Source organism: Hydrogenophaga pseudoflava (assembly GCF_004353865.1).
In the GTDB taxonomy this organism is placed as follows: domain Bacteria; phylum Pseudomonadota; class Gammaproteobacteria; order Burkholderiales; family Burkholderiaceae_C; genus Hydrogenophaga; species Hydrogenophaga pseudoflava.
In genome coordinates, this window is sequence record NZ_CP037867.1 from 452050 (window position 1) to 474951 (window position 22902).

Below are 22902 nucleotides of genomic sequence, written 5' to 3' on the forward strand. Positions count from 1 at the left end.
AAGACCCTGTTGCTCCCGCTGATCGAACGGGTACAGTGCCGAGCCATGCGCCCCAACGCTTCCCTCTCCACCAAACTGATCCGCATCGGGGCGGCGCTGCTGGTGCTGGCGCTCGCGTCCATCGGGCTCACGCTGTGGGTGACCTGGCAGCTGGAGGGCGGTGCGGCCGCGGTCAACGAGGCCGGCCGCATGCGCATGCAGACCTGGCGCCTGACCAGCGCGGTGCAGGCCCAGCGGCCGGCGGCGGAGGTGCAGGCGCTGGTGCAGCAGTTCGACCAGAGCCTGGGCGTGCTGCGCGAGGGCGATCCGTCGCGCCCCCTGTTCGTGCCCTGGGACCCGGACGTGGCGCGCGAGTTCGCCGCGGTGGAACAGCTCTGGCGGGTCCAGCGTGCCCTCTGGACCTCGCCGCTGCAGCCGGGCGACCCCGTGCTGCTGCGCTCGGCCGACGAATTTGTCATGGCCATCGACCGGCTGGTGTTGTCCATCGAACACCAGCTCGCGGGTTTCACCGCGCTGCTCAACCTGTTCCAGTTCGCCATGATGGCGCTGGCCATCGCCGGGGCGGTGGTCATGCTCTACACCGGCTATCTCTATGTGATCAACCCGCTGGCACACCTGCGGCGGGGTCTGGCGCAGGTGGAGGGCGGTCAGTTCGGTGCCCGCATCGACGTGGACACGCAGGACGAGTTCGGGCAGGTGGCGGCGGGCTTCAACCGCATGGCCGCCACGCTGCAGTCGCTCTACCAGGGACTGGAGGCCAAGGTGCAGGCCAAGACGCAGCGCATCGAGGCGCAGCGCGCGAGGCTGGAAGCGCTCTACGAGGTCAGCGCCTTCCTGGCCAAGGCCAACACCATCGAGGAACTGTCCAGGGGCTTCTCGCAGCGCGTGCGCGCGGTCATGAAGGCCGATGCTGTGGCGGTGCGCTGGTCCGACGAGGCCAACCAGCGCTACCTAATGCTCGCCTCCGACTGCTTTCCGCAGGAAATGCAAGCCGAGGAGCGCAGCCTGATCGCGGGCGCGTGCGCCTGCGGCAACCTGCAGCCCGATGCGCGCATCCGCGTCATCCCCATCCACAGCCACGAGGCCGCGCCCATGCGCCACTGCGCGCGCGTGGGCTACCAGAACCTGGTGAGCGTGCCGGTGCGCCTGCAGCAGCGGGTGATCGGCGAGATCGACCTGTTCTTCCGCAGCGAGGTGGCACTCAATGCCGACGAGACCGAGCTGCTCGACGCGCTCGCCAGCCACCTGGCCAGCGCGCTCGAAGGCCTGCGCGCGGCGGCGCTGGAGCGCGAGGCCGCGGTGGGCGAGGAGCGTGCGCTGCTGGCGCGCGAGTTGCACGACTCCATTGCCCAGTCGCTGGCCTTCCTCAAGATCCAGGCGCAGCTGCTGCGCAGCGCGGTGCAGAAGCAGCAGCCCGAGAAGGTGCAGTCCACGCTGGACGAGCTCGACACCGGTCTCAAGGAAAGCATCAGCGACGTGCGCGAGCTGCTGGTGCACTTCCGCACCCGCACCAACACCGGGGACATCGAGGCCGCGCTGCAGGAGACGCTGCAGAAGTTCCAGCACCAGACCGGCCTGCCCACGCGGCTGCATCTCGACGGCGAGGGCCTGCCGCTGCCGGCCGACGTGCAGGTGCAGGTGCTGCACGTGGTGCAGGAAGCGCTGTCCAACGTGCGCAAGCACGCCGGCGCCAGCCACGTGAGCCTGGACGTGCACAAGGGCGAACAGTGGCGCTTCGTGGTGCGCGACAACGGCAGCGGTTTCGACACCGCGCAGCAGCGCGGCGAGACCCATGTCGGCACGAAAATCATGCGCGAGCGGGCCGACCGCATCGGCGCCACCGTGCAGATCGAATCCCGCAGCGGCCAGGGCACCTCCGTCACGCTCACGCTGCCCAGGAACCCGGTGACCGCCGTCGGGACGGGCACGGCGGGCCTGGACCTCTCCGAATCCGTACTGACCACCCCATGACCCCTTCCATCGAGCTGCTGCTGGTCGACGACCACACCCTGTTTCGCCGCGGCCTCAAGGCGCTGCTGGAACAGGACGAGCGCTTCACCGTCACCGCAGAGGCTGGCGACGTGGGCGAGGCCCTGCGCTGCTTGCAGCGCAGGCCGCCGCAGGTGATCCTGCTGGACAACCACCTGCCCGGCGTGCGCGGGGTGGACGCCATCCCCGCGCTCAAGGAGGCCGCGCCCGAAGCGCGGGTGCTCATGCTCACCGTGAGCGAGAACGAGAACGACCTGGCCGCCGCGCTGCAGGCCGGGGCCGACGGCTACCTGCTCAAGACGGTGGAGTCCGACCAGCTCTGCGAGACCATCATCAAGGTCATGGACGGCGAGTCGGTCATCAGCCCCGAGATGATGACCAAGCTGGTGGCGGTGTTCCGCTCGCGGCCGTCGGTCGCAAACGCCGCCCCGCCCGCGGCGGCTCCAGTCAGTGCGCCGGTGCCGCTGGAGGCGCCGCGCGAGGCCGCCTCCGGCGCCGACCTGCTGTCGCCGCGCGAGCGCGAGATCCTGCAGCTGATCGCGCGTGGCGATTCCAACAAGCTGATCGCGCGCGAACTGGACATCGCCGAGACCACGGTGAAGATCCACGTGCAGCACATCCTGCGCAAGCTCGGCCTGAGCTCGCGTGTGCAGGCCGCGGTGTTCGCGACCAGCCAGGGCCTGGCCTGAGCGTCAGGCCCCGGCAGGCCGGCGCCAGCCCACGGCGGCCACGACGACCCAGAAGCCCAGGCGCAGCGCCAGCGCGCCCACCGTGCGCATCTCGAAGGCGCCGCCCGCCAGCACGTGCGCGCCAAAGGCGATGGCCACCAGCGCCGTGCCCAGCGCCAGCGCGGTGGCCAGCCAAAGGCCCCAGCGCCGGCCGAGCCACAGGCCCAGCCCGGCCACCACATAGACGAAGCCGGCCAGGAAGTTGAACCACAGCACGAAGCCCACCGTGTGGCCCAGGGCCGCGCGGGTGTCGGCCGGGCCGAACAGGCCCTGCCCGCCGCTGAACACCGTGAGCGCGCCGAACACCATGGCCACGGCGGCGAGGACTTTCAGGGGGCGGTGGGAAGTCATGGCGGTTCTCCCGTTCAAGAGGGGGTGTCGTTCCCGTGGTCATCCAGGGCGAGACCTTCGCCGGCTTCTTCCACTGTCTGGCCGTCGCGGATGTGGTAGATCCGTTTGAAAGTCGGGATGATCTTTTCGTCGTGTGTGACGACGATGATCGCGGTGTGGGCCCGCTGTGCCATCTGGTTGAGGATGCGCATCACACCCAGCGCGCGCTCGCTGTCCAGGGGCGCTGTGGGTTCGTCGGCCAATATGACCGGAGGCTTGTTGGCCAGCGCGCGGGCGATGGACACGCGCTGCTGCTCACCACCGGAGAGCTGCGATGTCTCGGCGCTGGCGCGGTGCTGCACGTCCAGCGCGGTCAGCAGTTCCAGCGCGCGTTCGCGCGCATTCGCATTGGACAGGCCAGCCAGCATCGGCAGCAGCGCCACGTTGTCGGTCACGTCCAGGAACGGAATCAGATACGGCGCCTGGAACACGAAGCCGATGCGGTCGCGCCGCAGCGCGCGCAGGTCTTTGACTTTCCAGCCGTTGTCGTAGATGACTTCGTTGCCCAGCGTCATCTTGCCGCTGGTGGGTTCGATGATGGCGCCCAGGCATTTGAGCAGTGTGCTCTTGCCCGAACCCGAGGGGCCGACCAGGCCCACCACCTCGCCGGGCGCCACCTGCATGTTCACGTGCCTCAGCGCTTCCACGGCCGTGTCGCCGTGACCATAGACCTTGCGCAGGCCTTCGATACGGATGCCGCCCAGGGGGGTGTCGTTCATGGCTTCATCCGATCGCTGCGCCGGGGTCGACCTTGAGCGCCACGCGAATCGCCAGCGTGCTGGCCAGCGCGCACATCAGCAGCGTGGCCACCAGGCCGGCCACCGCGTCGCCCGGAAGCAGCAGCACGTATTTCGGGAACGCCGGTCCCCACACCGTGGCCGCCACCTTGCCCACGGCGAAGCCGATCAGGCCAAGGCCCAGGGCCTGCTGCAGGATCATGCCGGCGATGGTGCGGTCGCGTGTACCGATGAGCTTGAGGACCGCGATCTCGCGCAGCTTGCCCATGGTCATGGTGTAGATGATGAAGGCCACGATGGCAGCGCTCACGATGGCCAGGATCACCAGGAACATGCCGATCTGTTTGGCCGAATTGGCGATCAGCTTGACGATCAGGATGTCTTCCATCTGGTCGCGGGTGTGCACGCTCAGGTGCTTCCAGCGCCGGATCGGCCCGGCCACTTGCTCGGGTGTGAAGCCCGGAGCGATCTGCACGAGCACCGCGTTCACGCTGCGGCTGCTGGTCTGCAGGCTTTGCACCGCCTCCAGCAGGCCGGGGCTGCCCGGGCGGTTGAAGGCCGGATTGGCGGCGGTGCGCGCGCGGTCGTTGACGATGGCGTCGTTGTCTTTCAGGAACTGCGTTTCCTGCGCGTCCTTCATCGGCACGAACAGCATCGGGTCGCCGCCCGAGGACACCATGCGCCGCGTCAGTCCCACCACGGTGTAGTCGTGGCGGCGGATGCGCACCACATCGCCCAGCGCGAACCCTGTCTTCACATCGGCCACCGCCTCGTAGTGGTTGCGCGTGATGTGCCGTCCCGCCACCAGGTAGCCCGGCGCGCCGGGCATGCCCGGCTCCATGCCCACCACCATCACGCGCTGGTCTCGGCCATTCCTCTGCACCTGCATCGTCAGATAGGCCACATTGGCCGCCACGGCCACCCCCGGCATGCCGCGCATGCTGCGCACCACGTCGTCCTTGATGCTCGACGATTCCGCGTACGGGCCCTGCGTGTCCTTCTGCACCACCCAGAGGTCGGCGCGGCTGTTGGCCAGCAGCGCGTGTGCGTCGTCCACCATGCCTCGGTACACGCCCGCCATCGTCAGCGTCACGCCGATCAGCAGCCCCAGGCCCAGCCCGGTCAGCACGTACTTGCTCCAGCCGTGCAGGATGTCGCGGCCCGCCAGGCTGATCACCTTGCTGCTCCCGACGGAACCAGCCTGTCCACCACTGCGATGCGTGCCCCCGGCTTCAGGGCGGTCTGGCTGTACAGCACCACCGTGTCGCCTTCGTTCAGGCCTTCGAGCACCTGCACCTGACCGTCCAGACCCTGCGCCCCCAGCACCACCGGCGAGAAGGCGGGAACGCCATCCGTGAGCCGCCACACCCCGGTTTTTCCCTCGTGCTGCACCACGGCCGCATTGGGCAGCAGCAGGCGCTCGGGGGCAGCGGGCAGCTGCACCGTCACTTCCGCCATCTCGCCCACCGACACGCCGGCGGGCAGGCTGTCAAATGCCACCATCGCCAGCCGTTCCTCCGTCACGGCATCGGCCAGCGACTCCACCCGGGCCACTTTGCCGATCAGTGTCTCGCCCGGGCGCGAGCGCAGGGCGATGCTCGCCACCAGTCCTGGCGCCAGTCCGGCGCTTCGGCCCTGATCCACCCGCAGCTTCACCCACAGGCTGGCCGGGTCCATCAGCCGCAGCACGGCCTGGCCCGCCACGACTGTGGTGCCGGCTTCGGCCTCGCGCGCCGTGACCACCGCCGCACCGGGGGCCAGCAGCCTCAGGTTGCTGCGCTGCTGTGCCAGGGCTGCGCGCTCGGCGCGCAGCCGCGCGATGTCCTGTGTGCTGCCACCGAGGTTGGCCTGTGCGGCGGCCACGCCCGCATGGGCCGACGCCACCTCTTGTGTGCGTGCCTCCAGCGCCCCGGGGCTGATGAAGGCTTGCCGCGCCAGTTCCTCGTTGCGCTTCAGGTTCGCCATCGCCAGCGTGCGCCGCGCCTGCGCATCGCCAAGCTGCGCATCGGCGGCTCGCTGCACGCTCTGCGCACGGGCCAGCGAGGCGTCCAGTGCCGCCAGCCGCTGGTCCAGGTCCACCGGGTCCATTTCTGCCAGCACCTGACCCGGTTGCACCGTCTGACCCGCGTCCACCCGCACGCCGAGCACACGGCCGGCCGTGGTGGGCCCCACCATCCAGCTGCGCTGCGCCTCGACCAGGCCGATGCCAAAGATCTCGGGTGTCACGCGGCCCTTGGTCACTGGCGTCACCTGCACCTTCACCGGCGCCAGCGGCCCGGTGCGCAGCGCCACAAACGCCAGCGCACCCACCAGGGCCAGCGCCAGGCCGCCCAGCAGCAGCCGGCGCGAGGTTTGTGGATTTGTCTTCATTCGGTGGTCTCCGGGGGGCGCCGTGTGGGGTTGGTGGGTGCGGCAACAGCGTGCTGGAACAGGTCGAACACCGCGGGTGCCAGCGTGCGGATGGCCCCGACCTGTCCGCTCAGCAGCGACTGCATCACCAGCCCCTGCACCGAGCCGATGAACAGCACCGCACTGGCCTGAAGGTCGGTGCCTGGCGCCAGCAGCCCCGCCGCCTGCGCCTGCAGCAGCAGTCGGGTGACCAGCGAGCGGTAGTCCTGCATCAGCACGCGCACGCGCGCCTTCAGCGCTGTGTCCTCCGGGTGCTGCAGCTCCTGAAAGATCACCCGCGGCACTCCCGGCTGTTCCACCACGAAATCCACGTGCGCCATGAACACCGCACGCAGCGCGGTCAGCGGCTGCACATGCGACTGGGCCGCGGTGTGCAGCCGTGCCAGCAGGGCCTGGTGCGCGAAGTCGATCACCGCCAGCCAGATCGCTTCCTTGCTCTCGAAGTGGCGGAACACCGCGCCCTGCGTGAGCCCCACCGCTCGGGCCAGGTCGGCGGTGGTCACTCTGGCCGGGCTGTGCTGTGCGGCCAACGCGAGCGCAGCCGACACCAGGCTGGCCTGACGCTGTTCGGTGGCTTGTTTGGGGGTGTTCGGGAGCGGCATGGACACCAATGTAATTTATTAATTACTTATATTCAAGGTGATTCCTGCCTGGTTCCGGCAGGACGCTGTCCGACATCGACTTGATGTAAATCAAGTCACACAGCAAAACACGGAACATAGTTCTTCAGGACGATGCCGATGGGGTGACCCCTCGTCCTTCTGCCGCGGCCACGTGTGCCTCCGGCGGATGTTCAGCCCTCCCCTGAAAAGGGACATTCATGCCACGTCTTTCGGAGAGAAAACATGGCTTCAGAGCTGAGAAATGAAAGAAAGGCCTGGTCCGTCCTGATCGTCAGCACGCTGGCGTTCACGGTCTGCTTCATGGTCTGGATGATGTTCGGCGTGATCGGCATCCCGATCAAGAAGATGCTGAACCTGAACGCGACCGAGTTCGGTCTGCTCACCGCGATGCCGGTGCTCACCGGCTCGCTGATCCGGGTGCCCCTGGGCATCTGGACCGACCGCTACGGCGGTCGCATCGTCATGGCCACCCTGATGGCGATCACCGTGCCGGCCATCTACCTGATGAGCTACGCCACCGAGTACTGGCACTTCCTGGTCATCGGCCTGTTCGTGGGTCTGGCCGGCGGCTCCTTCTCGGTCGGCACGCCCTACGTGGCGCGCTGGTTCCCCAAGAGCCGCCAGGGCATGGCCATGGGCGTCTACGGTGCCGGCAACTCGGGCTCGGCAGTCAACAAGTTCGTGGCGCCGGTGCTGCTGGTGGCCTTCGGCTGGACCATGGTGCCGCAGGTGTACGCGGCCATCATGCTCGGCACCCTGGTGCTGTTCTGGCTGTTCAGCCACAGCGACCCCGCCCACCTGGTGCCCAGCAACGTGAAGTTCAGCGACCAGCTGCAGGCGCTCAAGGACCCCAAGGTGCTCAAGTACTGCCAGTACTACAGCATCGTGTTCGGCGGCTACGTGGCGCTGGCGCTCTGGATGGTGCAGTACTACGTCGGCGAATACGGCCTGGACATCCGCGTGGCCGCGCTGCTGGCCGCCTGCTTCTCGCTGCCCGGCGGCGTGCTGCGCGCCATCGGCGGCGTGCTCTCCGACAAGTACGGCGCGCACAAGGTCACCTGGTGGGTGCTGTGGGTGAGCTGGATCTGCCTGTTCCTGCTGAGCTACCCGCAGACCGACTTCACCGTGCAGACCGTCAACGGCCCGACCACCTTCCACATCGGCCTGAACGTTTACACCTTCACCGGCCTGATGGCGATCCTGGGCGTGGCCTGGGCCTTCGGCAAGGCCAGCGTCTTCAAGTACATCAGCGACGACTACCCCAAGAACATCGGCGCCATCAGCGGCATCGTCGGCCTGGCTGGCGGCCTGGGCGGCTTCGTGCTGCCGATCCTGTTCGGCGTTCTGATGGACCTCACCGGCATTCGTTCCAGCGCCTTCATGCTGATGTACGGCGTGGTCTGGGTCTCGCTGATCTGGATGTACTGGACCGAGGTCCGCCAGACCGAGGTCATGGGCACCAACGCCAAGTCCTTCTCCCTGCAGAACTGATCACCTCGGGTCATCCCCATGAACACCCATACCAAACCCATCGCCTCCCCCGGCGCGCCCACGGGCGCGGATGTGCAGGACTGGCGTCCCGAAGACGAGGGCTTCTGGGCCACCACCGGCAGCAAGATCGCCTACCGCAACCTCTGGATCTCGATCCCCGCCCTGCTGTGCGGCTTCGCGGTCTGGGGCATGTGGGGGATCATCACCGTGCAGATGCTCAACCTGGGCTTCCCCTTCACCCAGGCCGAGCTGTTCACGCTGACCGCCATCGCGGGCATCTCCGGCGCCACCATGCGCATCCCGGCATCCTTCCTGATCCGCCTGGCCGGTGGCCGCAACACCATCTTCCTGACCACCTCGATGCTGCTGGCCCCGGCGATCGGTACCGGCATCGTGCTGCAGCACCCCGAGTGGCCGCTGTGGTCCTTCCAGCTGATGGCCCTGTGGTCGGGCGTGGGCGGCGGCAACTTCGCCAGCTCGATGTCCAACATCAGCACCTTCTTCCCCAAGCGCCTGCAGGGCACGGCGCTGGGCCTGAACGCCGGCCTGGGCAACTTCGGCGTGACCACGATGCAGATCGTGATCCCTGTGGTCATGACGCTGCCGCTGCTGGGCGCCTTCGGCGGTGAGCCCATGACGCTGGTGAAGGACAGCGGCTGGCTGTTCGGCAAGATCGCCGCCGGCACACCGACCTGGGTACAGAACGCCGGCTTCGCCTGGGTGTTCTCGCTGGTGCCGCTGGGCGCGCTGTGCTGGTTCGGCATGAGCAACCTCAAGACCGTCTCGCCCAACACCGGCGGCCCGATCGTCGCGTTCGCCAAGATCACCTACCTCTACACCCTGGCCTTCGTGCCCACGGTGTTCATGCTCTGGCTCTACCTGCCCAAGCCCACCGGCCTGGGCGTGCTGAGCATGTGGGTCGCGATCCCGCTGGACATCGTGATGGCGCTGGCCGTGATGCGCCTGGCCGCCTTCGGCGAGATGAAGGAAGGCGTGAAGAAGCAGTTCGCCATCTTCAGCAACAAGCACACCTGGTCGCTGACCGCGCTCTACATCGTCACCTTCGGTTCCTTCATCGGCTTCTCGATGGCGCTGCCCCTGGCCATCACGGTGATCTTCGGCTTCCAGCACATCCCCGACGCGGCCGGCGTCATGCAGCACACGCTGAAGAACCCCAACGCCCCCTCGGCCCTCACCTACGCTTGGATCGGCCCCTTCGTCGGCGCCGCGGTGCGGCCCATCGGCGGCTGGATCAGCGACAAGATCGGCGGCTCCATCGTGACCCAGGTGATCACCGCGGTCATGGCCGCCGCCGCTGTGGCCGTGGGCTACGTGATGATGCAGGCCTACAGCTCGGCCACGCCCGAGCAGTACTTCCCGATGTTCCTGGGCCTGTTCATGGTGCTGTTCTTCGCCAGCGGCATCGGCAACGGCTCCACCTTCCGCACCATCGGCGTGATCTTCGACCGCGCCCAGGCCGGCCCCGTGCTGGGATGGACCTCGGCGGTCGCCGCCTACGGCGCCTTCATCGCGCCGGTGCTGATCGGCCAGTACATCAAGGCCGGCACCCCGCAGCTCGCCTTCTACGGCTTCGCCGTCTTCTACGCCCTGTGCCTGGTGCTGAACTGGTGGTTCTACCTGCGCAAGGGTGCCGAGATCAAGAACCCCTGAGCGCCCCCAAGACACGCTTTTTTCGGAGACCCCCACGATGAGTCACTTCCTCGACCGCCTGAGCCATTTCACGGCTCCCACTGAAAGCTTCTCCGGTTCGCACGGCATCACCACCGGCGAGGACCGCACCTGGGAAGACGCCTACCGCGACCGCTGGGCGCACGACAAGATCGTGCGCTCCACCCACGGCGTGAACTGCACGGGCTCCTGCTCGTGGAAGATCTATGTCAAGGGTGGCATCGTCACCTGGGAAACCCAGCAGACCGACTACCCGCGCACCCGCGCCGACCTGCCCAACCACGAGCCGCGCGGCTGCGCCCGTGGCGCGTCCTACAGCTGGTACCTGTACTCCGCCAACCGCGTGAAGTACCCGATGGTGCGCGGCAAGCTGCTGCAGCACTGGCGCGCCGCGCTGGCCGTGGCCAGGAGCCCGGTGGACGCCTGGGCCGCCATTGTCGAGAACCAGGATGCCCGACGCGAATGGCAGCAGCAGCGCGGCCTGGGCGGCATGGTGCGCAGCACCTGGGACGAAGTGAACCAGCTGGTGGCCGCCGCCAACGTCTACACCGCCAAGAAGTACGGCCCGGACCGTGTGATCGGCTTCTCGCCCATCCCGGCCATGTCCATGATCAGCTACGCCGCCGGCTCGCGCTATCTCTCGCTCATCGGCGGCGTGTGCATGAGCTTCTACGACTGGTACTGCGACCTGCCGCCGGCCAGCCCGCAGGTCTGGGGCGAACAGACCGACGTGCCCGAATCGGCCGACTGGTACAACTCCACCTACATCATCGCCTGGGGCTCCAACGTGCCCCAGACCCGCACGCCCGACGCCCACTTCTTCACCGAAGTCCGCTACAAGGGTGCGAAGACCGTGGCGATCACGCCCGACTACGCCGAGATCAGCAAGCTCTGCGACCTCTGGATGCACCCCAAGCAGGGCACGGACGCGGCGATTGCCATGGCCATGGGCCACGTGATCCTCAAGGAGTTCTATTTCGACAAGCGCTCGTCGTACTTCGACGACTACGTGCGCCGCTACACCGACATGCCCAACCTGGTGCAGCTCGAAGAGCGCACGCTGCCCGACGGCCGCAAGGTGGTCGTGCCCGGCCGCTACCTGCGCGCCAGCGACTTCAACGGCAAGCTGGGCCAGGCCAACAACCCCGACTGGAAGACGGTCGCCATCGACCAGGACGACAAGGTCGTGCTGCCCAACGGCTCCATCGGTTTCCGCTGGGGCGCCGAAGGCCGCACCGACGCCGGCAAGTGGAACCTGGAAGACAAGGAAGCGCGCGGCGACGAGCAGGTCAAGCTCAAGCTCAGCCTGATGGAAGGCGAGGGCAGCGAATACGAAGTGGGCGAGGTCGCCTTCCCGTATTTCGGCGGTATCGACACCCCCAACTTCACCGCCAACAAGCAGGCCAGCGCCACCGACGACGTGCTGGTGCGCCAGGTGCCGGTGCGCCGCATCAAGCTGGGCAAGGCCGGTGAAGAGCGCTACGCGCTGGTCGCCACCGTGTTCGACCTGACGGTCGCCAACTACGGCGTGAACCGTGGCCTGCCGGGCGACACCGGCGCCACCAGCTACGACCAGGACACGCCCTACACGCCCGCCTGGCAAGAGAAGATCACCGGCGTCAAGCGCGACCAGGTGATCGCCGTGGCGCGCCAGTTCGCCGACAACGCCGACAAGACCAAGGGCAAGTCCATGGTCATCATCGGCGCGGCCATGAACCACTGGTACCACAGCGACATGAACTACCGCGGCATCATCAACATGCTGATGATGTGCGGCTGCATCGGCCAGAGCGGCGGCGGCTGGGCGCACTACGTGGGCCAGGAAAAGCTGCGCCCGCAGACCGGCTGGACCGCGCTGGCCTTCGCGCTGGACTGGGTGCGTCCGCCGCGCCAGATGAACTCCACCAGCTTCTTCTACGCCCACACCGACCAGTGGCGCTACGAGAAGCTGGGCGTGGACGAGATCCTCTCGCCGCTGGCCGACAAATCGAAGTTCGGCGGCAGCCTGATCGACTACAACGTGCGCGCCGAGCGCATGGGCTGGCTGCCCAGCGCACCGCAGCTGCAGACCAACCCGATGCAGGTGGTGAAAGACGCCACCGCCGTCGGCATGGACCCCAAGGACTACGCGGTCAAGGCGCTCAAGGACGGCTCGCTGAAGATGAGCTGCGAGGACCCGGACCACCCGGCCAACTGGCCGCGCAACATGTTCGTCTGGCGCTCCAACATCCTGGGCTCCAGCGGCAAGGGCCACGAGTACTTCCTCAAGCACCTGCTGGGCACCACCCACGGCGTGCAGGGCAAGGACCTGGGGCCCAACGATGCGAAACCGACTGAAGTCGAGTGGCACGCCCAGGCGCCCGAAGGCAAGCTGGACCTGGTGGTCACGCTGGACTTCCGCATGAGCACCACCTGCCTGTATTCGGACATCGTGCTGCCCACCGCCACCTGGTACGAGAAGAACGACCTCAACACCAGCGACATGCACCCCTTCATCCACCCGCTGTCCACCGCGGTGGACCCGGCCTGGCAGAGCAAGAGCGACTGGGAGATCTACAAGGGCTTCGCAAAGGCCTACAGCGAGGTCTGCGTCGGCCACCTGGGCGTCGAGAAGGAACTCATGCTCACGCCGCTGATGCACGACACCGCGGCCGAACTGGCCCAGCCCTTTGACGTGAGGGAATGGAAGAAGGGCGAGTGCGACCTGATCCCGGGCGTCACCGCTCCGAGCATCTCGGTGGTCGAGCGCGACTACCCCAACACCTACGCCCGTTTCACCGCCCTGGGCCCGCTGATGGACAAGGTGGGCAACGGCGGCAAGGGCATCGGCTGGAACACCCAGACCGAGGTCGGCCAGCTCAAGGAACTCAACGGCACCGTGCACACCGAGGGTGCGGCCAAGGGCCTGGCCCGCATCGACAGCGACATCGACGCCTGCGAGGTGGTGCTGCAGCTGGCGCCCGAGACCAACGGCCACGTGGCCGTGAAGGCCTGGGAGGCGCTGTCCAAGATCACCGGCCGCGATCACACCCACCTGGCCCTGCACCGCGAGGACGAGAAGATCCGCTTCCGCGACATCCAGGCCCAGCCGCGCAAGATCATTTCTTCGCCCACCTGGTCCGGCCTCGAATCGGAAAAGGTCTCGTACAACGCCGGTTACACCAACGTGCACGAGCTGATCCCATGGCGCACCCTCACCGGTCGCCAGCAGTTCTACCTGGACCACCCCTGGATGCTCGCCTTCGGTGAGGGCCTCTCCAGCTACCGCCCGCCGGTCGACCTCAAGACCGTGGGCGACATGATCGACCGCCGTCCCAACGGCAACAAGGAGATCAGCCTCAACTTCATCACGCCGCACCAGAAGTGGGGCATCCACAGCACGTACAGCGACAACCTGCACATGCTCACACTCAACCGCGGCGGCCCGGTGATCTGGCTGAGCGAGGACGACGCGAAGAACGCCGGCATCGAAGACAACGACTGGGTCGAGCTGTTCAACACCAACGGCGCCATCGCGGCGCGCGCGGTGGTGAGCCAGCGCGTGAACCCGGGCATGGTGCTCATGTACCACGCGCAGGAAAAGATCATCAACACCCCCGGTGCCGAGATCACCAACACCCGCGGCGGCATCCACAACTCGGTCACCCGCATCGTGACCAAACCGACCCACATGATCGGCGGCTACGCGCAGTTCAGCTACGGCTTCAACTACTACGGAACCATCGGCACCAACCGCGACGAGTTCGTCATCGTGCGCAAGATGCGCAAGATCGACTGGCTCGACGGCGAAGGCAACGACACGGTCCAGGCTTGATCAGCACAGGAGAAAACAAGATGAAAGTACGTGCCCAAATCGCGATGGTGCTGAACCTGGACAAGTGCATCGGTTGCCACACCTGTTCGGTCACCTGCAAGAACGTCTGGACCAGCCGCCCCGGCGTGGAATACGCCTGGTTCAACAACGTGGAGACCAAGCCCGGCATCGGTTACCCCAAGGAGTGGGAGAACCAGGACAAGTGGAACGGTGGCTGGGTCCGCAAGGCCGACGGTTCCATCGTGCCCAAGCAGGGTGGCAAGTGGTCGCTGCTGATGAAGATCTTCAGCAACCCCAACCTGCCGCAGATCGACGACTACTACGAACCCTTCACCTTCGACTACGACCATCTGCAGTCGGCGCCCGAGGTGAAGGCCGCGCCCACCGCACGGCCGCGCAGCCTGATCACCGGCCAGCGCATGGAGAAGATCGAGTGGGGCCCGAACTGGGAAGAAATCCTGGGCGGCGAGTTCAGCAAGCGCAGCGCGGACGCCAACCTCGCGAACTTCGAGCAGGTCCAGAAGGACATGGTCGGCCAGTTCGAGAACACCTTCATGATGTACCTGCCGCGCCTGTGCGAGCACTGCCTCAACCCGGCGTGCGTGGCATCGTGCCCCTCGGGCTCGATCTACAAGCGCGAGGACGACGGCATCGTCCTGATCGACCAGGACAAGTGCCGCGGCTGGCGCATGTGCGTCAGCGGCTGCCCCTACAAGAAGATCTACTACAACTGGCAGACCGGCAAGGCCGAGAAGTGCATCTTCTGCTACCCGCGCATCGAGGCCGGCCAGCCCACCGTGTGCAGTGAAACCTGCGTGGGCCGCATCCGCTACCTGGGTGTGGTGCTGTACGACGCCGACCGCATCGCCGAGGCCGCCAGCGTGCCCGACGAGAAGGACCTCTACCAGGCCCAGCTCGACCTGTTCCTCGACCCCAACGACCCGGCCGTGATCGAGCAGGCCCGTGCCGACGGCATCCCCGAGAGCTGGCTCGAAGGCGCGCGCAAGAGCCCGGTCTACAAGATGGCCATCGACTGGAAGATCGCGCTGCCGCTGCACCCCGAGTACCGCACCCTGCCCATGGTCTGGTACGTGCCGCCGCTCTCGCCGATCAGCGCCGCCGCCAACGCCGGCCAGATCGGTGCCAACGGCGAGCTGCCCGACTTCAGCCAGATGCGCATTCCGCTGCAGTACCTGGCCAACCTGCTGACCGCGGGCGACACCGCGCCGGTGGTGCGCGCGCTCGAACGCATGCTGGCCATGCGCGCCTACCAGCGCGGCAAGCACGTGGACGGCGTGGAGAACCTCAAGGTGCTGGAGCAGACCGGCCTGAGTCGCGCCGAGGTCGAGGAGATGTACCAGATCATGGCCATTGCCAACTACGAAGACCGCTTCGTCATTCCCAGTTCGCACCGCGAGTACGCCGAAAACGCCTTCGACCTGCGCGGTGGCTGCGGCTTCTCGTTCGGTAACGGCTGCTCGGACGGCGCCTCGGAAACCAGCCTGTTCGGTGGCAGCAAGCGCCGCACCATCCCGATCCAGTCGGTGGTCTGAAAGGAAACGCCATGAAGAACACCCGCTATTCCCTGCGCGCGCTGGCGCGCCTGCTGGCCTACCCCGATGCGCAGCTGCGCAGCGAGCTGGCGCCGCTGATCGCGGCCATCGACGAAGAGGCCGCGGTGCCCGCCGCGCGCCGCGCCGAGCTGCGCGCGCTGGCCGCCGACCTGGTGCGCCGCGACCCGCTGGAGGTGGAAGCCCGCTACGTCGAGACCTTCGACCGTGGCCGCGCCACCTCGCTGCATTTGTTCGAACATGTGCACGGCGACTCGCGCGACCGCGGCCCGGCCATGATCGACCTGGTGCAGACCTACGAGAAGGCCGGCCTCTACCTCGGCCCCGAGGAACTGCCCGACCACCTGGGCGTGGTGCTGGAGTTCGCCTCCACCCAGCCGCCCGCGCTGGCCAAGGCCTTCCTCGGTGAGGTGGCGCACATCCTGAACGCCATCTTCAGCGCCCTGCTCAAGCGCGAGAGCCCCTACGCCGCCGTCGTCGCCGCCGTGCTGGAGCTGGCCGGCCAGAAGGCCGAGGCCGTGCCCTTCAAGGCCGACGAGGCGCTCGACGAGGCCTGGGCAGAGCCCGAGGCCTTCGACGGCTGCGCCACCCGCGGCCAGAACCGGCCCGGCCAGGCACAGCCCATCCACATCGTCCGCCAGAAATCCAACGCTTCTCAAGGAGTCGCAGCATGAACGGCTTCCACAACTTCGTCTTTGGCATCTATCCGTACATCGCGCTCACTGTCTTTTTGCTGGGCAGCCTGATCCGCTTCGACCGCGACCAGTACAGCTGGAAGAGCGATTCGTCGCAGCTGCTGCGCAAGGGACAGCTGCGCTGGGGCAGCAACCTGTTCCACGTCGGCATCCTGTTCCTGTTCTTCGGCCACACGGTGGGCATGCTCACGCCGCACGCGGTGTACGAGCCCTTCATGACCGCGGGCGCCAAGCAGCTCATGGCCATGGTCTCGGGCGGCCTGTTCGGCCTGTTCGGCTTCATCGGCGTGAGCCTGTTGCTGCACCGCCGCCTGTCGGACGCGCGCATCCGCGCCACCAGCAAGACGAGTGACATCGTGCTGCTGTGGTTGCTGTGGGCGCAGTTCGCGCTGGGCCTGGCCACCATCCCGCTGTCGGCCCAGCACCTGGACGGCGGCATGATGATGCTGCTGGCCGAATGGGCGCAGCGCATCGTCACCTTCCGCGGTGGCGCGGCCGAGCTGATCGCCGATGCCAGCTGGGTGTTCAAGGCCCACATGTTTCTGGGCATGAGCATCTTCCTGATCTTCCCGTTCACCCGCCTGGTGCACGTGTGGAGCGGCTTCGGCACGCTGGCCTACATCACGCGCCCCTACCAGGTGGTGCGCAGTCGCCGCGTCGGCATGACGCCCCAGCAACCCCTGAGCCAGCGGGGTCGCTGAACATGCAACAAGGAATGACCATGAGCGACAGCACCTCCCAAGGCTGCGGCAGCGCGCACTGCGCCTGCTCCGGCCAGATGCAGATCGTGCCCGCCAGCATCAACGGCATCGCGCTGCACGAGCCGGGCGAGGCACTGGACGCCGAGACCCTGCGCGAGCGCGCCTACACCGAACTGCTGCGCCAGCGCGCGGTGCACCAGGGCCTGTTGCCCCGCTTCAGCGGGCTGGTGGCGCCCACGCTCAACGAGGCCGAGCGCCACGTGATCGAGGCCATGACCGACGACGAGGTCGTCTCGCCCGATCCGACCGACGACGAGTGCCAGCGCTACTACGAAGCCAACAAGAACCACTTCATCGTTGGCCAGGCACTGCATGTGCGGCACATCCTGTTCGCCGTCACGCCGGGTGTGAACGTGCACGCGCTGACGCAGCGCGCCGAAGCCGCGCTGCTGGAACTGATCCGCAAGGACGTGCCGCCCGGCCGCTTCGAGCAGCTGGCGGCCGAGCTGTCCAACTGCCCGTCCAGCGCCGAAGGCGGCGACCTGGGCTGGGTCACGCCCGAAGACTGTGCGCCCGAACTGGCCAACGAGCTGTTCTTCCAGAGCGACTCACGCTGGGGCATGGGCGTGCACCCGCGCCTGGTGCACACGCGCTTCGGCCTGCACATCATCGAGGTGCTGGGCCGCAAGAAGGGCACCCTGCCCGCCTACGAAGAGGTGGCCGACGCGATCCGCCAGCGCCTGCAGCACCAGTCGCGCGCGACCGCGCTGCGGCAGTACATGCGGCTGCTGGTGGGGCAGGCCAAGGTGGAAGGCATCGAACTCGAAGGTGCGGACTCGCCCCTGGTGCAGTGACGCGCTGAGCCGGAGACCGCCATGCCCGACGACCTCCTGCTGCGCCTGCGCGATTTCCACGAGGACTACTTCCCCCGCCACCAGCAGCGCTTTCAGGACCTGGTGGCGCAGGGCCAGCACCCCAAGACCCTGTTCATCGGTTGCAGCGACTCGCGCCTGGTGCCCTACCTGCTGACGGGTGCCGCCCCGGGCGACCTGTTCATCGTGCGCAACGTGGGCGCCTTCGTGCCGCCCTACGACCAGTCGCACGGGCTGCATGGAACGATGGCGGCGATCGAGTTCGCGGTGCTCGGCCTCAAGGTCGAACGCATCATCGTCTGCGGCCACAGCCACTGCGGCGCCATCCGCACCGCCTACGAAGGCGCACCGGAAGAGGCGGTGGCCCTCAAGGCCTGGCTGCGGCTGGCCGACGAGGCCCTGCTGCCGGTGCAGCCCAGCCCCGAGGCGCTGTGCCGCACCGAGCAGCGCGCCGTGGTGCTGCAGCTGATGCGCCTGATGGACTACCCCATGGTGCGCCGCGCCGTCGAGGCCGGCCACCTCACGCTGCACGGATGGCACTACGTGATCGAACAGGGCGAGGTGCATGTGTTCGATGCGGTGCGCGGCGCCTTCGTGCCGGCCTCGGAGTCGGACCACAGCGGCACCGGCCCCTACCTGCCCTATGTGGAGCACGACGGACAGGTGCTTGAATGATCCCTTTGCTGGAGCTGATGCAGACGCGGCGCACCACGCTGCCCAAACGCCTGGTGGAACCGGGCCCTTCGGAAGACCAGCTGCGCCAGTGCCTGGCCGCCGCCGCCACCGCACCCGACCACAACCAGCTGCTGCCCTGGCGCTTCGTGCGCATCCCGACAGCGCAGCGCGGGCGGCTGGGCGACGCGCTGGCGCAGGCCCTGATCGAACGCGACCCCGACGCCACCGCCGAACAGCAGGCGCAGGCGCGCGAGAAGGCCGAGCGCGCGCCCGAGCTGCTGTTGCTGGTGGTGGACGACGACCGCGGCGACCCCGAGGTGGACGTGTTGGAGCGCACCCTCTCGGCCGGCTGCGCGGTGCAGAACCTGCTGCTGATGGCCACCGAGCTGGGCTACGGCTCGGCGCTGACCTCGGGCAAGGGCTTGAAGTCCAGGGCGGTGCGCGAACTGTTCGGCCTGGGCCCGGGGGAGCACGCAATCTGCTTCGTCAGCCTGGGCACCCCGACGCGGGCGCCGCAGGGGCGGGCGCGGCCGGAGGTGGAGGCGTTCACCGGGGTGCTGGCGGCGCCGGGGCTTTGATAGCGCGGCCGCCTCCGCGCCTCTGTCCGACCGCTCTCCCGCGCGCTACTGACCGGCCGCAGCGGTCGACGCTTCTCTCGCCTTGACGGCGGCTTCCAGGTCCTGTTTGAGCTTCGCCGCCTGCGCCTGGGCGCGCTCTGCGCTGTCGGCCTGCAGCTTGGCGGCCGTGGCGGCCGCCCCCACCGTGTCGGGCCCGCAACCGGCGAGGCCTGCGCAGAGACCGAGCGCCCACAACCAGTGGGTGGACATGCGGTAAAGAGAGGGCAGAGGTTTCATGGGGGTGGGGATGATGCTGGGGAATACGAGGCGTCACCGTGCTACGGCTCGACGGTGACTTCAAGGTCGTTCGCTTGATCAACGAATGTGCTGAACATGTCTTTAGTGACGAGTAGGGGCCCCGGTTTGAGTGACCAACGCAGGGTGGTCAGCTTGGTATGTTTCGTCGCGAGCGTTGATCGATCATGAACGATGCAGTTTCGGATCTGGCGAAGGTCACCAAGTAGATCGCACCGAACCATGTTCTTCTCGGTCCCGATGGCGGTTGCAAAGCGTGGGCGAAAGTACTCCTCCCACTCAGAGTAGATCTCAACGAGTAGCGCCTTTGCCAAAACATCTGAAAACTCGCCATCAGGCTTCATTTTGGAGTGAAGCTCAAGCTGGCTCATGCTCGCAGTCGCTCGGTGCTTTGTAAGCGTCTGGCCGCCCCATCTTGACGGGGCTCTATAGGCGCAGCTTGCGCATCCCGGCGTTCACGGCATTGAGGTCGAAGCCTGCAGGGTCGAACGGCCCGCCGTTCCACTCCCACATCGCCAAGTGCTCCGGATGCAAGTGCTCCGGATGCACGGGATCGACGATGGCCTGCAAGAAGTCGCTGTAGCCCGGTGGCCCGCCCACATCTTCAGGCGGACAGGCGTTGGCTCCGGCTACGCAAAGCGGGCGAGTGTTCTTCGCGCCGGGCTCCAAGGCCGCCTCGACATGGATCCGGTGGCGCCAGTCGTCGCCAAAGTCGTAGGTATAGATGAATTCGGTGGTGCCGTCGGCAAGCACCGCCCTGAGATCGAACACCCGTTCATCCCTCGTCTCGACTCTGGACGGCCAATCGGGGTCGGGTATCGCGTAGCGCACTGCGCTCACGTCGAAGGCATGCATGTGCGTGTTCATCCAGCCCATGGCGGTCTGAATGACGCGATCAAGTTTGTCCAGCGTCACCGTATCGGGCACCCAGAGCCGGCGCCAAATCGCTGGCTCCAGGTATTCGAGCTGGATGTGCAGTTGGTAGACGCGCTGCACGACGGTGGAGCGCTTGGCAATCTTGGGCTTGCTCATGCCCCAAGGCTACCAGTCTGCGACTCAGCTCATGGGCTGCCAACGGTGCGGCAGCAGCTCACCGATCTGGCTGGCGCGCTGCATGGGCAGGCTTGCCATCACATCGCGCAGGTAGGCGTAGGGGTCATGCCCGTTCATGCGCGCTGACTGAATCAAGCTCATGACGGCAGCCGCCCGCTGGCCCGCACGCAGGCTGCCAGCGAAGAGCCAGTTGTTTCGACCAATGGCAATCGGGCGGATCTGGTTCTCGATCCAGTTGTTGTCCACGGGCAGTTGCCCATCGTGGACGAACCGTGTCAGAGCCTCCCAGCGCCGCAGGCTGTAGTCCAGCGCCTTGGCACTCGCTGAACCCTCGGGCACCTTCTGGCGCTGCAGCAGCATCCACTGGTGCAGGGCATCGAGCAGCGGCTTCGCTTGTTGTTGCCGGATGACTTGGCGTTGATTGGCGCTGAGCTCCTTGACCTCGCGCTCGATCTCGTAGACACGGCCGAACTGCTGGAGCGCGAACTCTGCGATCTGGCTCTGGTTCGCCGCGTGCAGATCAAAGAACTTGCGCCGTGCGTGCGCCAGGCAGCCAACCTCGGTCACGCCACTGGCGATCAAGGCCTTGTAGCCGCTGAAGTCGTCACAGGTGAGGCTGCCTCTCCAGTCACCCAGGAAGCGCCGGGCATGTTCGCCCGAGCGCGATTCGCAGAAGTCGTAGACGACCACCTTGGTGTTCTCGAAGGCACCCGTGGCATAGGCCCAGAGGTAGGCCCGATGTGTCTTTCCGTTGCCCGGTTTGAGCATGGACACCGGCGTCTCGTCGGCATGCAGCACGCGGTGTTGCAGCAGCTCGTGTCTCATGGCATCGACCAGTGGCTGCAATTGCACGCCGCATGAGCCCACCCATTGAGCGAGTGTGGAGCGCGGAATCGCCAAACCGGCGCGGCCGAAGATCGCTTCCTGACGGTACAGCGGCAGGTGATCGGCGTACTTGGTCACCAGCACCTGCGCCAGCAGCCCGGTGGTGGGGATGCCTTTGTCGATGATGTGCGGATCGACGGGTACCTGGTGAATGGTCTCGCACTTCGCGCAGGCCCACTTGCCCCGGATGTGGCGCTCCACCGTGAACACGCCAGGCACGTAGTCCAGCTTCTCGGCTACGTCCTCTCCCACGCGCTTCATCTGACAGCCGCAGGCGCAAGTGGTCGAGTCGGGCTCGTGGCGGATCTCGCGCCGCGGCAGGTTGGCGGGAAGAGGGGCGCGTTTGGGCACCTTCTTCTCTTCCAGCTTGGCCGGCGCTTGCGCTTCCTGTAGCGCGTCAATCTCCGTGGCCACGGCCGCCAGGTCGGCCTCGATCTCGTCTTCGAGCAGGCTCTTCTGTTCGGGGTTGAAGCGTTCGGACTGGGCCGCGAACTTCATGCGCTTCAAGAGCGCGTTCTCGTGCGTGAGTTTGTCCAGCAGCGCGCTCTGGTGGCGCAGCTGCGTCATGAGGCGCGAGGTCAGCTCACGCAGCTCTTCTGCGCTCAGGCTCTGCAGGGATTGAGGCTCGACCACCATGGGCATTCACTGTGCCAGCACTGGCACACCCGCACCATTGGCGCATGCCCCAATTGGCAAGCCCTGGTCTGCCCCTCAGAGTCAGACCACGGTGATGACACCACCGTCGGCTAGGCGCTGCCAGGGTAGGCCCAGCACCAGCGCATCGAACTGGGCGCGGGTGAGCGAGGCGGTGCTTGCCGTATCACGCGGCCAGACGAATTTGCCGCTGTTCAGGCGCCGCGCTGCCAGCCACACACCGATGCCGTCGTGCACCAGCACCTTCATGCGGTTGGCGCGGCGATTGGCGAACAGGTAGGCGTGGTGCGGGCGCGCTGCGCCGAAGACCAACACCACACGGGCCAGCGCCGTCTCGGTGCCCGCTCGCATGTCCAGCGGCTCGGTGGCCAGCCACAGGGCATCCACCCGGATCACTTGAGCAGCTCTCGCATCCATACGGCGCACTGATCGGCCGCCGCCAGGGGCCAGGTCACCGAGACGGTGGTGGCGCCACGGCGCAGATCGATGCGGATGTCTGGTGCAGGCGCGTACGCCGCGGGCGGCAAAGCTACCGGCACGAATGCAGGGGCCTGCAGTGCAGGCAGCGAGCCACCCGCTCCGCGGCGCCATTTGTGAACGACATTGGCGTTGATGCCGTGCGACAAGGCGATGCTGGCCACCGATGCGCCGGGCTCGGCGCACTGACTGAGGATCTGCTGCTTGAGCTCGGCGCTGTGCCGCCGGCGGGTCTTCTTCTTGGCTTCATTCATGGTGTCCACCTAAATCGCTTGGTGGACACCATCGTTGCCGCTTAGACCAATCCCTTCAAGGGTGGGATGACCGCGCGCTTACGGTGCTTTGAAGGGTCTCGTGGACCAATGAAGACGCGGTTCGAGGGGGCCGCGTTGGCGTAGACCGCGCGAGCCGAGTTCATGCCCATCGTCGCCATGATGTAGCAGGTGTAGTGCGCTTGGAGGGCGCGTTGAAACTCGGCGAGGATGGGATGGCCCTGCGGCATGTCCTGTGACGCCTAACTTGTGATCTATCCCGCAAAGCGGAGGACAACACTTTTGCCAGTCTTTAAACAATGTCG

The 22902-nt window shown here is 66.9% G+C and carries 22 protein-coding genes; 11 read left to right on the plus strand and 11 right to left on the minus strand.

The genetic code is table 11. From position 1 onward, the window contains the following. The first annotated feature begins 45 nt into the window (after positions 1-45). Positions 46-1971: a type IV pili methyl-accepting chemotaxis transducer N-terminal domain-containing protein gene (locus HPF_RS02335; protein WP_133155642.1), complete on the plus strand. Its 1926-nt coding sequence runs from the start codon at positions 46-48 to the stop codon at positions 1969-1971. Then, a complete protein-coding gene (locus HPF_RS02340; RefSeq protein ID WP_133155643.1) occupies positions 1968-2678 on the plus strand; it encodes a response regulator in 711 nt (236 codons plus the stop codon). The genes HPF_RS02335 and HPF_RS02340 overlap by 4 nt, the downstream gene beginning before the upstream one ends. Positions 2679-2681: 3 nt before the next feature. Here the strand turns inward: HPF_RS02340 and HPF_RS02345 are convergent, their stop codons facing one another. Genes HPF_RS02345 through HPF_RS02365 form a run of 5 tightly spaced genes read right to left on the minus strand, consistent with a single transcriptional unit; the run spans position 2682 to position 6855 of the window. Continuing rightward, positions 2682-3068 (minus strand): hypothetical protein, encoded by a 387-nt coding sequence (locus HPF_RS02345; protein WP_133155644.1) that lies wholly within the window; start codon positions 3066-3068, stop codon positions 2682-2684. Positions 3069-3082: 14 nt separating this feature from the next. Further along, a complete protein-coding gene (locus HPF_RS02350; protein WP_133155645.1) occupies positions 3083-3826 on the minus strand; it encodes an ABC transporter ATP-binding protein in 744 nt (247 codons plus the stop codon). A gap of 4 nt (positions 3827-3830) precedes the next feature. Then, positions 3831-5021 carry an ABC transporter permease gene (locus HPF_RS02355; protein ID WP_079364238.1) on the minus strand — a complete coding sequence of 397 codons (1191 nt, stop codon included), beginning with the start codon at positions 5019-5021 and terminating at the stop codon, positions 3831-3833. Then, a complete protein-coding gene (locus tag HPF_RS02360) occupies positions 5018-6214 on the minus strand; it encodes an efflux RND transporter periplasmic adaptor subunit (RefSeq protein ID WP_133155646.1) in 1197 nt (398 codons plus the stop codon). The genes HPF_RS02355 and HPF_RS02360 overlap by 4 nt, the downstream gene beginning before the upstream one ends. Continuing rightward, on the minus strand, positions 6211-6855 hold the full coding sequence (locus HPF_RS02365) for a TetR/AcrR family transcriptional regulator (RefSeq protein ID WP_079364727.1): 645 nt from the start codon (positions 6853-6855) through the stop codon (positions 6211-6213). The genes HPF_RS02360 and HPF_RS02365 overlap by 4 nt, the downstream gene beginning before the upstream one ends. Before the next feature lie 243 nt (positions 6856-7098). Between HPF_RS02365 and HPF_RS02370 the strand changes: the two genes are divergently transcribed. From HPF_RS02370 to HPF_RS02410, 9 genes are read left to right on the plus strand one after another with little or no spacing between them, the layout of a single operon-like run. Then, complete coding sequence (locus tag HPF_RS02370) at positions 7099-8367, plus strand: MFS transporter (protein WP_066157534.1); 1269 nt, start codon at positions 7099-7101, stop codon at positions 8365-8367. Between the two features lie 18 nt (positions 8368-8385). Beyond that, positions 8386-10038 (plus strand): MFS transporter, encoded by a 1653-nt coding sequence (locus tag HPF_RS02375; RefSeq protein ID WP_133155647.1) that lies wholly within the window; start codon positions 8386-8388, stop codon positions 10036-10038. 37 nt (positions 10039-10075) lie between these two features. Beyond that, the gene (locus tag HPF_RS02380) at positions 10076-13870 is read left to right on the plus strand and encodes a nitrate reductase subunit alpha (protein ID WP_133155648.1); all 3795 of its coding nucleotides are present in this window, start codon (positions 10076-10078) and stop codon (positions 13868-13870) included. A 20-nt stretch (positions 13871-13890) separates the two neighbouring features. Next, the gene (gene narH / locus HPF_RS02385; RefSeq protein ID WP_066157525.1) at positions 13891-15423 is read left to right on the plus strand and encodes a nitrate reductase subunit beta; all 1533 of its coding nucleotides are present in this window, start codon (positions 13891-13893) and stop codon (positions 15421-15423) included. A gap of 11 nt (positions 15424-15434) precedes the next feature. Continuing rightward, positions 15435-16115 (plus strand): nitrate reductase molybdenum cofactor assembly chaperone, encoded by a 681-nt coding sequence (gene narJ, locus HPF_RS02390; protein WP_079364241.1) that lies wholly within the window; start codon positions 15435-15437, stop codon positions 16113-16115. Then, positions 16112-16837 carry a respiratory nitrate reductase subunit gamma gene (gene narI / locus HPF_RS02395; protein WP_066157520.1) on the plus strand — a complete coding sequence of 242 codons (726 nt, stop codon included), beginning with the start codon at positions 16112-16114 and terminating at the stop codon, positions 16835-16837. Before narJ ends, narI begins: the two co-directional genes overlap by 4 nt. A gap of 20 nt (positions 16838-16857) precedes the next feature. Next, positions 16858-17691: a peptidylprolyl isomerase gene (locus HPF_RS02400; protein ID WP_243721665.1), complete on the plus strand. Its 834-nt coding sequence runs from the start codon at positions 16858-16860 to the stop codon at positions 17689-17691. A 21-nt stretch (positions 17692-17712) separates the two neighbouring features. Beyond that, positions 17713-18384 (plus strand): carbonic anhydrase, encoded by a 672-nt coding sequence (locus HPF_RS02405; protein ID WP_066157514.1) that lies wholly within the window; start codon positions 17713-17715, stop codon positions 18382-18384. After that, the gene (locus HPF_RS02410) at positions 18381-18962 is read left to right on the plus strand and encodes a nitroreductase family protein (protein WP_133155649.1); all 582 of its coding nucleotides are present in this window, start codon (positions 18381-18383) and stop codon (positions 18960-18962) included. Before HPF_RS02405 ends, HPF_RS02410 begins: the two co-directional genes overlap by 4 nt. Positions 18963-19007: 45 nt before the next feature. Here HPF_RS02410 and HPF_RS02415 read toward each other — a convergent pair whose 3' ends face one another. From HPF_RS02415 to tnpA, 6 genes are all read right to left on the minus strand, one after another. Next, positions 19008-19238 (minus strand): hypothetical protein, encoded by a 231-nt coding sequence (locus HPF_RS02415; RefSeq protein ID WP_133155650.1) that lies wholly within the window; start codon positions 19236-19238, stop codon positions 19008-19010. 41 nt (positions 19239-19279) lie between these two features. Continuing rightward, positions 19280-19627 (minus strand): hypothetical protein, encoded by a 348-nt coding sequence (locus tag HPF_RS02420; protein ID WP_133155651.1) that lies wholly within the window; start codon positions 19625-19627, stop codon positions 19280-19282. 55 nt (positions 19628-19682) lie between these two features. Beyond that, positions 19683-20288 carry a plasmid pRiA4b ORF-3 family protein gene (locus HPF_RS02425; protein WP_133155652.1) on the minus strand — a complete coding sequence of 202 codons (606 nt, stop codon included), beginning with the start codon at positions 20286-20288 and terminating at the stop codon, positions 19683-19685. Positions 20289-20312: 24 nt separating this feature from the next. Beyond that, positions 20313-21827: an IS66 family transposase gene (gene tnpC / locus HPF_RS02430; RefSeq protein ID WP_424955194.1), complete on the minus strand. Its 1515-nt coding sequence runs from the start codon at positions 21825-21827 to the stop codon at positions 20313-20315. A gap of 84 nt (positions 21828-21911) precedes the next feature. Further along, entirely contained in the window at positions 21912-22265 is a 354-nt protein-coding gene (gene tnpB, locus HPF_RS02435) for an IS66 family insertion sequence element accessory protein TnpB (RefSeq protein ID WP_133155654.1), read from the minus strand. Beyond that, entirely contained in the window at positions 22241-22579 is a 339-nt protein-coding gene (tnpA, locus tag HPF_RS02440; protein ID WP_133155655.1) for an IS66-like element accessory protein TnpA, read from the minus strand. The genes tnpB and tnpA overlap by 25 nt, the downstream gene beginning before the upstream one ends. Positions 22580-22902: the final 323 nt, after the last annotated feature.

Excerpts from the sequence above, each read along its gene's own strand:
- HPF_RS02405 (WP_066157514.1), top strand. The coding sequence starts at position 17,713 with ATGCCCGACGACCTCCTGCTGCGCCTGCGCGATTTCCACGAGGACTAC.
- narH (WP_066157525.1), top strand. The coding sequence starts at position 13,891 with ATGAAAGTACGTGCCCAAATCGCGATGGTGCTGAACCTGGACAAGTGC.
- HPF_RS02365 (WP_079364727.1), bottom strand. The coding sequence starts at position 6,855 with ATGCCGCTCCCGAACACCCCCAAACAAGCCACCGAACAGCGTCAGGCC.
- HPF_RS02375 (WP_133155647.1), top strand. The coding sequence starts at position 8,386 with ATGAACACCCATACCAAACCCATCGCCTCCCCCGGCGCGCCCACGGGC.
- HPF_RS02350 (WP_133155645.1), bottom strand. The coding sequence starts at position 3,826 with ATGAACGACACCCCCCTGGGCGGCATCCGTATCGAAGGCCTGCGCAAG.
- HPF_RS02340 (WP_133155643.1), top strand. The coding sequence starts at position 1,968 with ATGACCCCTTCCATCGAGCTGCTGCTGGTCGACGACCACACCCTGTTT.
- narI (WP_066157520.1), top strand. The coding sequence starts at position 16,112 with ATGAACGGCTTCCACAACTTCGTCTTTGGCATCTATCCGTACATCGCG.
- tnpB (WP_133155654.1), bottom strand. The coding sequence starts at position 22,265 with ATGGATGCGAGAGCTGCTCAAGTGATCCGGGTGGATGCCCTGTGGCTG.
- HPF_RS02400 (WP_243721665.1), top strand. The coding sequence starts at position 16,858 with ATGAGCGACAGCACCTCCCAAGGCTGCGGCAGCGCGCACTGCGCCTGC.
- HPF_RS02345 (WP_133155644.1), bottom strand. The coding sequence starts at position 3,068 with ATGACTTCCCACCGCCCCCTGAAAGTCCTCGCCGCCGTGGCCATGGTG.
- HPF_RS02335 (WP_133155642.1), top strand. The coding sequence starts at position 46 with ATGCGCCCCAACGCTTCCCTCTCCACCAAACTGATCCGCATCGGGGCG.
- HPF_RS02370 (WP_066157534.1), top strand. The coding sequence starts at position 7,099 with ATGGCTTCAGAGCTGAGAAATGAAAGAAAGGCCTGGTCCGTCCTGATC.
- HPF_RS02410 (WP_133155649.1), top strand. The coding sequence starts at position 18,381 with ATGATCCCTTTGCTGGAGCTGATGCAGACGCGGCGCACCACGCTGCCC.
- tnpA (WP_133155655.1), bottom strand. The coding sequence starts at position 22,579 with ATGAATGAAGCCAAGAAGAAGACCCGCCGGCGGCACAGCGCCGAGCTC.
- HPF_RS02360 (WP_133155646.1), bottom strand. The coding sequence starts at position 6,214 with ATGAAGACAAATCCACAAACCTCGCGCCGGCTGCTGCTGGGCGGCCTG.
- HPF_RS02380 (WP_133155648.1), top strand. The coding sequence starts at position 10,076 with ATGAGTCACTTCCTCGACCGCCTGAGCCATTTCACGGCTCCCACTGAA.
- HPF_RS02420 (WP_133155651.1), bottom strand. The coding sequence starts at position 19,627 with ATGAGCCAGCTTGAGCTTCACTCCAAAATGAAGCCTGATGGCGAGTTT.
- HPF_RS02425 (WP_133155652.1), bottom strand. The coding sequence starts at position 20,288 with ATGAGCAAGCCCAAGATTGCCAAGCGCTCCACCGTCGTGCAGCGCGTC.
- HPF_RS02415 (WP_133155650.1), bottom strand. The coding sequence starts at position 19,238 with ATGAAACCTCTGCCCTCTCTTTACCGCATGTCCACCCACTGGTTGTGG.
- narJ (WP_079364241.1), top strand. The coding sequence starts at position 15,435 with ATGAAGAACACCCGCTATTCCCTGCGCGCGCTGGCGCGCCTGCTGGCC.